This is a genomic window from Pseudomonas kulmbachensis (assembly GCF_963681935.1).
GTDB lineage: Bacteria > Pseudomonadota > Gammaproteobacteria > Pseudomonadales > Pseudomonadaceae > Aquipseudomonas > Aquipseudomonas kulmbachensis.
Window position 1 is genome coordinate 1,202,072 of sequence record NZ_OY817088.1, and the last position, 13,921, is coordinate 1,215,992.

Sequence of the window (13,921 nt, forward strand, 5' to 3'; positions counted from 1 at the left end):
GGGGGGCTTGTAGATACTCTGTTCCAGGTCAAGCCCAGTGGGAGCGAGCTGCTCGCGAATGATCTTCGCGAGCAGGCTCGCTCCCACGCTTGAAGTATCTCTGCCGCTGGTAAAGGCTGCGCAAAGATCTGCAGGATCTTCACCAGCCTTCCAGGCATTGGGCCAGCCGGGCAAGCCATCGCAGCCTGAGCCAGCGGCTACAAGTGTTGTTTTAACCGGCGACCAGCACGCGAATGGCTTCAAGGCGCAGGGCGGCTTTTTCAAGCATGGCCAGGCTTTGTTCGCGTTGTTTGCGCAAGGCCACCAGTTCGCTGTCGCGTACGCTCGGGTTGACTGCCTGCAAGGCGGTCAGGCGTGCCAGCTCTTCTTCGGTATCGGCAGCCAGGCGGCGTTGCGCTTCGGCCACGCGTTCTGCGTGACGTGGCGCGATCTTGGCTTCACCGGCGTTGATCTTCGGCGTCAGCTGGTCGCGCTGGGCCTGAACGAACTTGTTGGCGCTGGCGCGGGGTACGCTTTCCAGTTGTTCGTTCAATGTGTCGAAGGCTACTCGCGACGACAGGTCGTTACCGTTGGCATCGAGCAGGCAGCGCAGGGCCGCCGGGGGCAGGTAGCGACCCAGTTGCAGTGAACGCGGGGCAACCACTTCACTGACGTAAATCAGCTCGAGCAGCACAGTGCCGGGCTTCAGGGCCTTGTTCTTGATCAGTGCGACGGCGGTGTTGCCCATCGAGCCAGACAACACGAGGTCCATGCCGCCTTGCACCATCGGGTGTTCCCAGGTGATGAACTGCATGTCTTCGCGTGACAGGGCCTGGTTGCGATCGTAGGTGATGGTGACACCTTCGTCGTCGCCCAGCGGGAAACTGGCGTCGAGCATTTTTTCGCTGGGCTTGAGGATCAGCGCGTTTTCGGAATGGTCTTCGCTGTCGATGCCAAAGGCGTTGAACAGGGTTTCCATGTAAATCGGCAGGGTGAACTGGTCGTCCTGCTCAAGGATCGCCTCAACCAGTGCTTCGCCTTCGCCCGAACCACCGGAGTTAAGCTCCAGCAAGCGGTCGCGGCCAGTGTGCAATTCCTGTTCGAGACGCTCGCGCTCAACCCGTGCTTCGTCGATCAGCGCTTGCCATTCTTCATCGTCTGCGGCTTCCAGCAACGGCAGCAGGCGCGGGCCGAACTGGTGTTGCAGGGCGTTGCCGGTCGGGCAGGTGTTGAGGAAGGCATTCAGCGCTTCGTGATACCACTGGAACAGGCGCTGTTGCGGGCTGGTCTCAAGGTATGGCACGTGAACTTCGATGATGTGCTTCTGGCCGATCCGGTCCAGACGGCCAATACGCTGCTCCAGCAAGTCCGGGTGGGCTGGCAGGTCGAACAGCACCAGGTGGTGAGCAAACTGGAAGTTGCGGCCTTCACTGCCGATTTCGGAACAGATCAGCACTTGGGCGCCGAATTCTTCATCTGCGAAGTAGGCCGCAGCACGGTCGCGCTCAAGAATGTTCATGCCTTCGTGGAAGACCGTTGCAGGAATGCCGGAACGCACGCGCAGGGCGTCTTCCAGATCCATCGCGGTTTCGGCGTGGGCACAGATCACCAGCACCTTGGTGCGCTTGAGCATTTTCAGGGTGTCGGTCAGCCATTCAACCCGAGGGTCGAAGCGCCACCAGCGTTCTTCATCACTGGCGTCTGGCTGTGACTGGAAGCTGACTTCTGGATACAGCTCGGCATGTTCACCCAGCGGTAACTCAAGGTATTCGGCCGGGCACGGCAGCGGGTAGGCGTGCAGTTTGCGTTCAGGGAAGCCCTGGATTGCGGCACGGGTGTTACGGAACAGCACGCGGCCGGTGCCGTGGCGGTCAAGCAACTCGCGCACCAAGCGGGCGCTGGCTTCGGCATCGCCATCATTGACGGCAGCCAGTAGGGCATCGCCTTCGGCACCGAGGAAACCGTGGATGGTTTTATGCGCTTCAGGTGACAGGCTGCCTTTATCCAGCAGCTCCTGTACGGCTTGAGCGACCGGGCGATAGTTTTCGCTCTCGGCGCGGAAAGCGGCCAGGTCGTGGAAGCGGTTCGGGTCGAGCAGGCGCAAGCGTGCAAAGTGGCTGTCTTGACCCAGTTGTTCCGGGGTCGCGGTGAGCAGCAATACGGCCGGGATCACGCCAGCGAGTTGCTCGACCAGGCCGTATTCAGGGCTGACGTTGTCTTCATGCCACACCAGGTGGTGTGCTTCGTCGACGACCAGCAAGTCCCAGTCGGCGTCGAACAGCGCGGCCTGGGCCTTGGGGTCGTCAACCAGCCATTCCAGGGCAACCAGGGCCAGTTGGCTGTCTTCGAAGGGGTTGCTGGCATCGCTCTCGATAAAGCGCTCTTCATCGAACAGTGCCACTTCGAGGTTGAAGCGCCGACGCATTTCGACCAGCCATTGGTGCTGCAGGTTTTCCGGGACTACGATCAGTACACGGTTGGCGCGGCCGCTGAGCAGTTGGCGATGAATCACCAGACCCGCTTCAATGGTTTTACCCAGGCCTACTTCGTCGGCCAGCAAAACCCGCGGTGCGATTCGGTCTGCCACTTCGCGGGCAATGTGCAGTTGGTGTGCAATCGGTTGCGCACGCACGCCGCCCAGGCCCCACAGCGGCGATTGCAGCTGGCGGCTGGTGTGTTCCAGGGTGTGGTAGCGCAGCGAGAACCAGGACAGCGGGTCGATTTGCCCGGCGAACAGACGGTCACTGGCCAGACGGAACTGGATAAAGTTCGACAGCTGGGTTTCTGGCAGGGTGACGGTTTCGTTTTGTTCGTTGAGGCCGTGATAGACCAGCAGGCCATCGGCGTCATCAACTTCGCGCACGGTCATCTTCCAGCCTTCGAAGTGGATGATGGTGTCACCCGGCGAGAACCGTACACGCGTAAGCGGTGCGTTGCGCAGCGAATATTGGCGGGTTTCGCCAGTGGCCGGATAGAGCACGGTCAACAAGCGACCGTCCTGTGCCAGAACGGTGCCTAAACCTAGCTCTGCTTCGCTGTCACTAATCCAGCGTTGCCCCGGTTGATACTGCTGCGCCATGCTGCCTGACTCCCGCTTTGAAAAAGCCGAGTATATTAACGGATCAAAGGCCTCAGTCCAAAGGACTCTCATAAAAAGCTGCCGGGCTTAAAATTAGCCGGGGCAGTAATCGACGAACGGCTGACCTCGACGGGCTGCCGCTGACAGACTGACGACAGGAGAACATTAACCATGTTGCCGTCAATTTTGCCGCTTGGCGCAGTAACCGTTACCTGCGGCCCTGTCCGTCCTCGACCCGAGATCCCGCCCGTGGTGCCAACGCAAGCCAGCTCCAGTGAGTGTGCGATCGATCTGAAACACAGCGATGACGATCAGGCCACGCTGCTGTTACGCGAAGAACAGCAGCGCCAACACGACAAGCGCCGTCGCGAATCCCTGGAGCAGAACCCAGGGGCAGAGGCGGGCACTGATGACGGTGCGCCGGATGCGCCCCTGATTGATGGCATGCAGCGTCAGGGGTTGTGGGTCGATATAAAAGTCTAGATGGTTTTTTCTGGTCAGCGCTGAATACGCGTCGCATTATTGGCGCACTGAAACACACTGACAGTGGTCTGATTTTTTATGAGCCAAGACACCAAGCTGGTTGATCTGGGCGCCGAGCGCGCCAAACGGGTACACGACCTCAATGAAAAGCGCTTGAACGAAGTTCGCCTGGCATTCGAGCAGGCAATGCCTTTGGTAAAAGCAGCGAAGAAACCAAAGAAAAAACCGAAAAAGCGCTGAGCTGCTGCGATTCCGCTGACCTGAGTCAATTATTCCCATCAACTTCGAGCTGGCCGTGGATCTCTATTGATCCCGGTCAAGTTGTGCGCCTGCGCGTCTGGTTAATCTAGCTTCAACAGACACAATCAGACAAACGCAGGAGGCCGTCATGTTTCTCGATAATGTGGTTATCGCCGGAGTACTTACTGTCGGCCTCATGGTTTTGTTCTTCGCCGGTCTGGGCATTTTTATCTGGAAAGACTCCCAGAAGCGCAAATAGCGCCGAGTCTTTTCAGGGAATGAGCACGCAAGGCATTTTGGGCGACTTCGGTCGCCTATTTTTTTGCCTGTGTGTTTTGTCTACAGCTTGAACCCGTCTGTGGGAGCGAGCCTGCTCGCGAAGGGTGTAAGTATCAGCGTGTATTGACTGGAAAATCGCGATGTTCTTGGGGGCTTCGCGAGCAGGCTCGCTCCCACAGCTTATTACTGCACAAAAAAAAGGTACGGCCCGTGAGGGACGTACCTTTTTTGTTCGGCGCAGAATCAGGCCAGCGCTTTGGACGCCAGCCAGAACAGCGTCGCAGACAGCGCGATGGTGGCCGGTAAGGTCAGCACCCATGCCATCAGGATGGTCTTGATCGTGCCGCCTTGCAGGCCGCTCTTGTTGGCGACCATGGTGCCAGCAACGCCTGACGACAGGATGTGCGTAGTCGATACCGGCAGGGAGAAGATGTTGGCCATACCGATTGCGAAGGCAGTGGTGATCTGTGCCGCCATGCCCTGAGCATAGGTCATGCCTTGCTTGCCGATCTTCTCACCGATGGTTTTAACCACCCGCTTCCAGCCAACCATGGTGCCCAGGCCCAAGGCCAGTGCTACTGCCAGAATCACCCAGAACGGGGCGTACTCTGTGGTTGCGGTCAGGTCTTTGCGCAGTTTGTCGAGGTCGGCTTTTTCGCGCGAATCAAGTACTGGCAGCTTGCTGACTTTCTTTGCAGTGTCATCCAGGCAGAGCAGGTAGCGACGGATCTCGATACGCTTTTCAGCCGGGATCGAATGGTAGTCTGCCACGCCTTTCAATGAGCCAAGCAGCGCTTCAATGGTCGGTTCGGTTTGCTGCGGGTTGCAGCTGAACTGATCAGGCAAGTCGCCTTTGATGCTTTTGCCCAAGGCCAGAAACTCGCTCAGCGAAGCGTTGTTGCGCTGGTAGAACTGGTTCAGGTGCAGGGTGGCGTCACGAGTACGCTCGATCTGATACGTGGTGCTGTTCAGATCCAGTACGAAGGCACTTGGCACGATGCCGATCAGGACCAGCATGATCAGGCCGATGCCTTTCTGGCCATCGTTGGAGCCGTGAACAAAGCTCACTGCCATGGCCGAGATCACCAGAACCAGGCGGTTCCAGAACGGCGGATGCTTCTTGTCGTCCAGCTTGCGGCGCTGCTCTGGCGTCTTGTGCATCTTGGACGCCGGACGCCACCACTTCAGGGCGATCAACACCAGGCCGGCAATCAGGAAGCCCGCAATTGGCGAGAACACCAGCGAGGCACCAATGTCGATTGCCTTCTGCCAGTTAACCCCTTCGCTCACCGGGATTCCGCTGATCAGGGCATTGGCCAGGCCGACACCCAGGATCGAACCGATCAAAGTGTGCGAGCTTGAGGCCGGAATCCCGAAATACCAGGTTCCCAGGTTCCAGGTGATGGCTGCTGCAAGCAGTGAAAACACCATGGCCAGGCCATGTCCGGTGTTTACATTCACCAGAAGCTCTACCGGCAGCAGGTGGACGATGGCATAAGCCACGCCGACCCCGCCCAGCAGAACGCCGAGGAAGTTGAACACACCGGAAAAGAACACCGCCAGGTGAGGCGGCATGGCTTTGGTGTAGATGACAGTCGCTACCGCGTTTGCGGTGTCATGAAAGCCGTTGATGAACTCAAACGCGAGAACAAAGGCTAGGGCGAAGAAGAGGCTGATAAGAACCCAGGCGTCCAATCCGCTTAATAGATCGATCATGAAGGTTTTCTGACACGGTCATAAAGGGGGGCGGATTATGCCAGAAAACCCTGCTAATCAATGCACTAGCTGCCCGTTGGTAACATCTATAAATGAAAAAACTCGTCAGAGTATTCTGAAAGAACGCGTAGGCACATTCCCTCAAGCCACTGATAGCAAAGGCTATGAGGGCTTTCAGGGGGCAAACTTTACCCCTTGTCGAGGCCCTGATTCGAGCACATGAAATATCTCGAATCGGAGGTTGAGCCGGACTGGTTTCAGCTCTGACACAGCAAATAGCCATACCCGCTCGTGCAAATGGCAAGCAAGCAAGGGTGGCAGCAGGCTATTTTCAGGCTCTCAGGTCAGGGCTCTTCGGCATTGAGCTCTTTTTCAATTTTCTGAATTTCTTGAGAGAAAGCCTGATCGAGCAGGCTGGCACGTTTGCGCCAAGGTTTACGCTCTGGCTCTGGGCGAGCGGCGTAGGTCGTCACTTCACCGCCGTAAACATCCTTGAATCGTTGTTCCTGACGCTCAAGTTCTGCGCGCAGTTCGTCTTTCGTCACTGTGTTACCTAATTGAGTTAAGTTTAAATCTGGTGAATCACCGTGCAGGGGCGGTTGATTCATTTGACGAATGATAGGCGATAAGGCAATTGCCTATTTACAACGTCACATTTAAATACGCCACGCGATGCACACCGCCACGTCATCAACTAACACATGACCGTCGCCGTTTGTAAGTGTTCACCCCCACTGGGCCACAACACACAATGCACTTGGGTTAAGCCGCGAGGGCCGATTGAACTCAACGAATTGGCTGGATCCAATCTGTCGCACAGGCTTGACCTTGTGCTCTCGATCACTTGCACTCCTCCAAGGCGGAGGAGAATCACTACTATCGCCGAATAACTTCGGGCGCGTCAACTTCCAAGTGCGTGACGAGTTATGAATAGTCATGAATTACAGCGCAGGATGCTCGGCGCACTCTATTAATACGGTCGCCGGCTAATTGCCGAACCAAGTTATTTAACCGCCGGGCTGGACTTAACCGGATTACATATAAAGCAGACGTTTTCTATCACTGAACGGATTGATTGTGTGGGGCGCTTGATTTTAATAAACCTCACGCCAAGGGGCAGCCTGTGAATCTTTAGCTTGCGTCCAGGTTGATGGGTGGATTGCGATTATCGGCTGACGGTTCGATAATCGCCCGGCATGTAATAACTATAAGCAGCTGAAGCTGGGGGTTGGGAATGAGTGATCAACTGCGTAATGCCGTTGCCAGTATCGCACCGCCGATTGTGGCGTCGCCGGCCAAGCGGATTCAGGCGTTTACCGGTGACCCTGACTTTATGTCGTCACTGGCCCGAGGTTTGGCAGTGGTGCAGGCGTTTCAGGAGCGCAAGCGGCATCTGACCATCGCTCAGATCAGCCATCGCACTGAAATTCCACGGGCAGCGGTGCGCCGGTGTTTGTACACCCTGATCAAGCTTGGCTACGCGACCACTGATGGTCGGACCTACTCCTTGTTGCCCAAAGTGCTGACCCTGGGCCACGCCTATCTGTCTTCGTCGCCGCTGGCGGTGTCGGCCCAGCCGTATCTGGACCGTATGAGTGAGCAATTGCACGAAGCGTGCAACATGGCCACCCTCGAAGGCGACGATATCCTCTATATCGCCCGCTCGGCTACCACCCAGCGCCTGATCTCGGTGGACTTGTCGGTAGGTGGCCGCTTGCCTGCGTACTGCACGTCAATGGGCCGCATCCTGCTGGCGGCGCTGGACGATGTGACGCTGAACGAGTACCTGGCCCATGGCGAGTTCCAGGCCAAAACCAGTCGCACCTTGCATACCCCAGAGGCGTTGCTTGAGTGTTTGCAGCAGGTACGCGCACAAGGCTGGTGTGTCGTTGATCAAGAACTGGAGCAAGGGCTGCGCTCGATTGCCGTACCGGTGTATGACGCGTCGGGCCAAGTGCTGGCGGCTCTGAACGTCAGCACCCACGCCGGGCGGGTGACACGTACGGAGCTGGAACAGCGCTTTTTACCGATCATGCTCAACGCCAGCCGTGAGCTGAGCACCCAGTTGTTTAGCTGAATCAGAGGGAACTAAGCGTTCGATAAACGCACAGTTAAGCGTTTATCGAATTGCGCGCTGGCAGTGCGCTGATTAATGTCGCTTCAGCGCCCCGGTTCGAAGCCCGCTCAAGCGTTGCTCAGGACTTGGCCAAAATAATAATGAAGAGGCTATACGCCATGAACATCCCCAACTGCCCGTCACTGACCGAGTCACTGCGCAGTCGCCCGAAGATCCGCTGATCCCCGATAGCTTTTAGTGTGACCCTGGCCGTTAGCCGGTTTTCGTTCGCCCTGGTTTTTACTCGGTATAAAAATAATGAATTCACCTCAGTCTTCTGTCGGCAGCTGCCTCGATGTGCAGTCCTTCATCAACGCTCAACCGCTGTCGCGTTACCAATGGCGCGTGGTGATCCTGTGTTTTCTGATCGTTTTTCTCGATGGCCTGGACACTGCGGCAATGGGCTTTATTGCCCCAGCTCTGTCGCAGGACTGGGGTATTGACCGCGCCAGCCTGGGCCCGGTCATGAGCGCCGCGCTGATCGGCATGGTGTTTGGTGCCCTGGGTTCGGGGCCCTTGGCGGACCGCTTTGGTCGCAAAGTGGTGCTGGTGGTGGCGGTGTTGGTGTTTGGCGGGTTCAGCCTGGCGTCGGCCTACAGCAGTAACGTTGACCAGTTGCTGGTTCTGCGATTTTTGACCGGCCTGGGGCTGGGCGCCGGGATGCCCAATGCCACCACCTTGCTGTCGGAGTACACCCCTGAGCGGCACAAGTCCTTGCTGGTGACCAGTATGTTCTGCGGCTTCAACCTCGGCATGGCAGGCGGCGGGTTTATCTCGGCCAAGCTGATCCCGATGTATGGCTGGCATAGCCTGCTGCTGATTGGCGGGATTTTGCCGCTGATTCTGACCCTGGTCTTGGTGGCGTGGTTGCCTGAGTCTGCGCGTTTTCTAGTGGTGCGCAATCGCAGCATTGAGCTTATTCGAAAAGCACTGGCCCCAATAAACCCGGCAATTGTGGCTCAAGCGGCAAGCTTCAGCGTACCGGAGCAAAAGACCGTCAAGGCCCGCAACGTATTCGCAGTGATTTTCTCCGGCACTTACAGCACCGGCACCCTGTTGCTCTGGCTCACCTACTTTATGGGCCTGGTGATTGTTTACCTGTTGACCAGCTGGCTGCCGACGCTGATGCGCGACAGTGGTGCGAGCATGGAGCAGGCCGCGTTTATTGGCGCGCTGTTCCAGTTCGGCGGGGTACTGAGTGCGGTAGGGGTGGGCTGGGCGATGGACCGGTTCAACCCTCATAAAGTTATCGGCATTTTCTACCTGCTAGCTGGGGTATTTGCCTACGCGGTAGGGCAGAGCCTGGGCAATATCACCCTTCTCGCCACGCTGGTGCTGGTGGCCGGTATGTGTGTCAACGGTGCGCAATCGGCGATGCCGTCTCTGGCTGCGCGTTTTTATCCGACCCAGGGTCGGGCCACAGGTGTGTCGTGGATGCTCGGTATTGGCCGCTTCGGCGCCATTCTAGGCGCCTGGATGGGGGCAACTCTGCTGGGGCTGGGCTGGAACTTCGAGCAAGTACTGACCGCGTTGGTGATCCCGGCTGCCCTGGCAACCGCTGCGGTATTGATCAAGGGCATGGTCAGCCATGCGGATGCAACCTGATCGTTATCACGCTAACTATGTGTTCGATTAACGAACACATAGTCGATTATCGGATTGTTTGGCCGAAAGCCGCGGCTTAATCTGCTGAACATCCGGTGCTAGCGCACCTTCTTCAACTGCAGCGGCCTACAAAAAAAACGGGAGCTACCCAGATGGCAGACATCATTTCGTTACACGACGCGGTGAAACAATTTGTGAGCGACGGTGACACCGTTGCTCTCGAAGGCTTCACTCACTTGATTCCGACTGCTGCGGGTCATGAAATCATCCGCCAGGGCAAGAAAGACCTGACCCTGGTGCGGATGACGCCTGACTTGGTCTATGACCAGTTGATCGGTGCCGGTTGTGCGCGAAAGTTGATCTTTTCCTGGGGCGGTAATCCGGGTGTCGGTTCCTTGCACCGTTTACGCGATGCCGTCGAGAAACAGTGGCCGCAGCCGCTGGAAATCGAAGAGCACAGCCACGCCGACCTGGCCAATGCCTACGTCGCAGGCGCTTCGGGCCTGCCGTTTGCGGTACTGCGTGCCTACGCCGGTTCAGACCTGCCCAAGGTCAATCCGCTGATCAAGACCGTGACTTGCCCATTCACCGGCGAAGTATTGGCCGCCGTGCCAGCAGTGCGCCCGGACGTGACGGTGATTCATGCACAAAAGGCTGACCGCAAAGGCAACGTGCTGCTGTGGGGCATTCTGGGGGTGCAGAAGGAGGCGGCACTGGCGGCCAAGCGTTGCATCGTCACGGTTGAGGAAATCGTCGATGACCTGCAAGCGCCGATGAACGCCTGTGTGCTGCCGACCTGGGCCCTGAGCGCGGTGTGCCATGTGCCGGGCGGTGCGCATCCGTCCTACGCTCATGGATACACCGAGCGTGATAACCGTTTCTATCAGGCGTGGGACCCAATTGCCCGCGACCGCGAGACCTTTACCGCCTGGATCAATGAATACATCCACGGCACTGCGAATTTCAGCGAGTTCCAGGCCAAGCTGGCCCGCGCTTCGGAGGCAAAATAATGGCTTACTCCACCAATGAAATGATGACTGTCGCCGCCGCTCGCCGTTTGAAAAACGGCTCGGTGTGTTTTGTCGGCATCGGCCTGCCTTCCAAAGCGGCCAATTTGGCGCGTCTGACCTCTTCACCCGATGTGGTACTGATTTACGAATCCGGTCCGATTGGTGCCAAACCTTACGTCTTGCCGCTGTCGATTGGCGACGGCGAGCTGGCCGAAACTGCCGACACAGTAGTGTCCACCAGCGAAATCTTCCGTTACTGGCTGCAAGGCGGCCGGGTCGATGTGGGCTTTTTAGGTGCGGCCCAGGTTGACCGCTTCGGCAATATCAACACCACCGTGGTCGGTGACTACCATCAGCCAAAAGTGCGCCTGCCGGGTGCCGGTGGGGCACCGGAGATCGCCGGGTCGGCGAAAAGCGTGCTGATCATTCTCAAGCAGTCGGCCCGTTCATTTGTCGATAAACTGGACTTCATCACCTCTGTCGGCCACGGCGAAGGCGGCGACTCGCGTAAACGCCTGGGCCTGCCAGGTGCCGGTCCGGTCGGGATCATCACTGATCTGTGCACCATGGAACCCGAGGAGCAAACCAACGAATTCGTGGTAACGGCCTTGCACCCTGGTGTGACTCGCGAGCAAGTGGTCGCCGCTACCGGCTGGGCGATTCGCTTTGCCGATAACGTGCAACAGACGGCCGCACCGACCGAGGTTGAGCTCACCGCCTTGCGTGACCTTGAGGCTCGAACTGCACTGGCTCACGGCCAGGCACCGGGAGAAGCGTGATGCGTGAGGTCTTTATCTGTGACGCGATTCGTACACCCATTGGCCGTTTTGGCGGTGGCCTGGCCAGCGTTCGTGCTGACGATCTGGCTGCTGCGCCGATCAAGGCGCTGATCGAGCGCAACCCAAACGTGAACTGGAGCGAAGTCGACGAAGTGTTCTTCGGCTGCGCCAACCAGGCCGGTGAAGACAACCGCAACGTGGCCCGCATGGCGGCGCTGTTGGCCGGTCTGCCGGAAACCATTCCTGGGGTAACCCTCAACCGCCTGTGTGCCTCGGGTATGGATGCAATCGGCACCGCCTTCCGGGCAATTGCCAGTGGCGAGATGGAGCTGGCGATTGCCGGTGGCGTCGAGTCCATGTCGCGAGCGCCGTTTGTGATGGGCAAGGCCGATGCGGCGTTTTCGCGCAACATGAAGCTGGAAGACACCACCATCGGCTGGCGCTTCATCAACCCGCTGATGAAGGCCCAGTACGGGATCGATCCGATGCCGCAAACCGCGGATAACGTGGCCGACGATTACCAAATTTCCCGCGCCGATCAGGACGCTTTCGCCCTGCGTAGCCAGCAACGTACCGCCGCCGCTCAGGCTGCTGGTTACTTTGCCGAAGAAATCGTACCGGTACGTATTGCCCACAAAAAAGGCGAGACCATCGTTGAACACGATGAGCACCCGCGTGCCGACACCAGCCTGGAAACCCTGGGCAAACTCAAGCCGGTCAACGGCCCGGACAAGACTGTGACCGCGGGCAATGCCTCGGGGGTGAACGATGGCGCGGCAGCCTTGATTTTGGCATCGGCCGAGGCGGTTAAACGCCATGGTCTGACCGCCCGAGCTCGGGTGCTGGGAATGGCCAGCGCCGGTGTTGCGCCGCGGGTGATGGGCATCGGCCCGGTACCTGCGGTACGCAAGCTGGTGGAGCGCCTGGGTTTGGCGGTCAGCGATTTTGATGTGATTGAACTCAACGAGGCTTTCGCCAGCCAAGGCTTGGCTGTATTGCGCGAGTTGGGCCTGGCTGACGACGCACCGCAGGTTAACCCCAATGGCGGAGCGATTGCCCTGGGCCATCCGCTGGGCATGAGTGGTGCACGTATCGTGATGACCGCCTTGCACCAGTTGGAGAAAACCGGCGGCAAGAAAGGCTTGGCAACTATGTGTGTCGGTGTCGGCCAAGGTTTGGCATTGGCTATCGAACGGGTCTGATAGCGCTACAGTTAAAGCCGGGCGACTGTGACCTCAGTCGTTCGGCTTATTGCGGTTACGGCGCTATGTGTTGCAAGGTGTGTCCGATTGCAACTAAAAACCTGATGAGTAAATAAACATGACAACAGAAACTCACTACACAGGAGAGGAGCGTAAAAAAAGGATCTTTGCGATTGTCGGTGCGTCCTCCGGCAACCTCGTCGAATGGTTCGACTTTTACGTTTACGCCTTCTGCGCGATCTATTTCGCGCCTGCTTTCTTCCCCTCCGATGACCCCACGGTGCAGTTGCTCAACACTGCCGGCGTGTTTGCGGCTGGTTTTTTGATGCGCCCCATTGGTGGCTGGCTGTTTGGCCGGGTCGCTGATAAACACGGGCGCAAGAATTCAATGATGATTTCGGTGCTGATGATGTGCGCCGGCTCGCTGGTTATCGCCTTTCTGCCGACCTACGCCTCGATTGGCGCCTGGGCTCCGGCCTTGCTGTTGATGGCGCGGCTGTTTCAGGGCCTGTCGGTGGGGGGCGAGTACGGCACCACGGCAACCTACATGAGCGAAGTTGCGCTCAAGGGGCAGCGCGGTTTTTTTGCCTCGTTCCAGTATGTGACGCTGATCGGCGGGCAACTGCTGGCGGTATTGGTAGTGGTGATTCTTCAGCAGTTCCTGTCAGAAGATGAACTGCGGGCCTGGGGCTGGCGCGTGCCGTTTGTGATCGGTGCCATAGCGGCGCTGATCTCGTTGCTGCTGCGTCGTACCCTGAAAGAAACCACCAGCGCCGAAACCCGCCAGGACAAGGATGCAGGTAGCGTGGCGGCGTTGTTCCGTGACCATAAAGCGGCGTTTATTACCGTGCTGGGTTACACCGCCGGCGGCTCGCTGATTTTCTACACCTTTACCACCTACATGCAGAAGTATCTGGTGAACACCGCTGGGATGCATGCCAAAACCGCCAGTTACATCATGACCGGCGCCCTGTTTCTTTATATGTGCATGCAGCCGTTGTTCGGCATGCTGGCGGACAAGATCGGTCGACGTAACAACATGCTCTGGTTTGGCGCGCTGGGTACGCTGTGTACCGTGCCGATCCTGCTGAGCCTGAAAACCATCACCAGCCCGTTTCTGGCCTTTGTGCTGATTACCTTGGCGCTGGCGATTGTCAGCTTTTACACCTCGATCAGCGGGTTGGTTAAAGCCGAGATGTTCCCGCCCCAGGTTCGGGCGTTGGGCGTCGGCCTGGCGTATGCGGTAGCCAACGCGATCTTTGGTGGTTCGGCGGAATACGTGGCACTGGGCCTGAAGTCGATGGGCATGGAAAACACCTTCTACTGGTACGTGACGGCCATGATGGCAGTCGCCTTCCTGTTCAGCTTCCGGTTGCCCAAACAACCCAAGTACCTGCACCACGATTTGTGATGTACCTGCGCGCGCCCCTTTA

General features: G+C 58.0%; 12 protein-coding genes. 9 read left to right on the forward strand and 3 right to left on the reverse strand.

Going from position 1 to position 13,921, the window contains the following annotated elements:
- Nucleotides 1–211: 211 nt before the first annotated feature.
- On the reverse strand, nucleotides 212–3,058 hold the full coding sequence (rapA, locus tag U5A05_RS05635) for an RNA polymerase-associated protein RapA (RefSeq protein ID WP_261741169.1): 2,847 nt from the start codon (nucleotides 3,056–3,058) through the stop codon (nucleotides 212–214).
- A 171-nt stretch (nucleotides 3,059–3,229) separates the two neighbouring features.
- Between rapA and U5A05_RS05640 the strand changes: the two genes are divergently transcribed.
- From U5A05_RS05640 to ccoM, 3 genes are all read left to right on the forward strand, one after another.
- Nucleotides 3,230–3,541 (forward strand): aspartate-semialdehyde dehydrogenase, encoded by a 312-nt coding sequence (locus tag U5A05_RS05640; RefSeq protein WP_321835915.1) that lies wholly within the window; start codon nucleotides 3,230–3,232, stop codon nucleotides 3,539–3,541.
- A gap of 78 nt (nucleotides 3,542–3,619) precedes the next feature.
- A complete protein-coding gene (locus tag U5A05_RS05645) occupies nucleotides 3,620–3,781 on the forward strand; it encodes a hypothetical protein (RefSeq protein ID WP_261741171.1) in 162 nt (53 codons plus the stop codon).
- A 148-nt stretch (nucleotides 3,782–3,929) separates the two neighbouring features.
- Nucleotides 3,930–4,040, forward strand: coding sequence for a cytochrome c oxidase subunit CcoM (gene ccoM / locus U5A05_RS05650; protein WP_016779744.1), 111 nt, complete (start codon nucleotides 3,930–3,932; stop codon nucleotides 4,038–4,040).
- A 263-nt stretch (nucleotides 4,041–4,303) separates the two neighbouring features.
- On the opposite strand, the gene U5A05_RS05655 is transcribed toward ccoM, so the two are convergent.
- Entirely contained in the window at nucleotides 4,304–5,776 is a 1,473-nt protein-coding gene (locus tag U5A05_RS05655; protein ID WP_261741172.1) for an inorganic phosphate transporter, read from the reverse strand.
- Nucleotides 5,777–6,120: 344 nt separating this feature from the next.
- On the reverse strand, nucleotides 6,121–6,321 hold the full coding sequence (locus U5A05_RS05660) for a hypothetical protein (RefSeq protein ID WP_261742384.1): 201 nt from the start codon (nucleotides 6,319–6,321) through the stop codon (nucleotides 6,121–6,123).
- 689 nt (nucleotides 6,322–7,010) lie between these two features.
- Here U5A05_RS05660 and pcaR point away from each other — a divergent pair.
- The 6 genes from pcaR (at nucleotide 7,011) to U5A05_RS05690 (ending at nucleotide 13,899) form a co-directional block, all read left to right on the forward strand.
- Nucleotides 7,011–7,853 (forward strand): pca regulon transcriptional regulator PcaR, encoded by an 843-nt coding sequence (gene pcaR / locus U5A05_RS05665; RefSeq protein WP_261741173.1) that lies wholly within the window; start codon nucleotides 7,011–7,013, stop codon nucleotides 7,851–7,853.
- A 297-nt stretch (nucleotides 7,854–8,150) separates the two neighbouring features.
- Complete coding sequence (gene pcaK / locus U5A05_RS05670; RefSeq protein ID WP_321835916.1) at nucleotides 8,151–9,497, forward strand: 4-hydroxybenzoate transporter PcaK; 1,347 nt, start codon at nucleotides 8,151–8,153, stop codon at nucleotides 9,495–9,497.
- 152 nt (nucleotides 9,498–9,649) lie between these two features.
- Nucleotides 9,650–10,507, forward strand: coding sequence for a CoA transferase subunit A (locus tag U5A05_RS05675; RefSeq protein WP_088379144.1), 858 nt, complete (start codon nucleotides 9,650–9,652; stop codon nucleotides 10,505–10,507).
- Nucleotides 10,504–11,286 (forward strand): CoA-transferase subunit beta, encoded by a 783-nt coding sequence (locus tag U5A05_RS05680; RefSeq protein WP_261742385.1) that lies wholly within the window; start codon nucleotides 10,504–10,506, stop codon nucleotides 11,284–11,286. The genes U5A05_RS05675 and U5A05_RS05680 overlap by 4 nt, the downstream gene beginning before the upstream one ends.
- A complete protein-coding gene (pcaF, locus tag U5A05_RS05685; protein ID WP_261741175.1) occupies nucleotides 11,283–12,488 on the forward strand; it encodes a 3-oxoadipyl-CoA thiolase in 1,206 nt (401 codons plus the stop codon). The genes U5A05_RS05680 and pcaF overlap by 4 nt, the downstream gene beginning before the upstream one ends.
- Nucleotides 12,489–12,606: 118 nt before the next feature.
- Entirely contained in the window at nucleotides 12,607–13,899 is a 1,293-nt protein-coding gene (locus U5A05_RS05690) for an MFS family transporter (RefSeq protein WP_261741176.1), read from the forward strand.
- The last annotated feature ends 22 nt before the right edge of the window (nucleotides 13,900–13,921 follow it).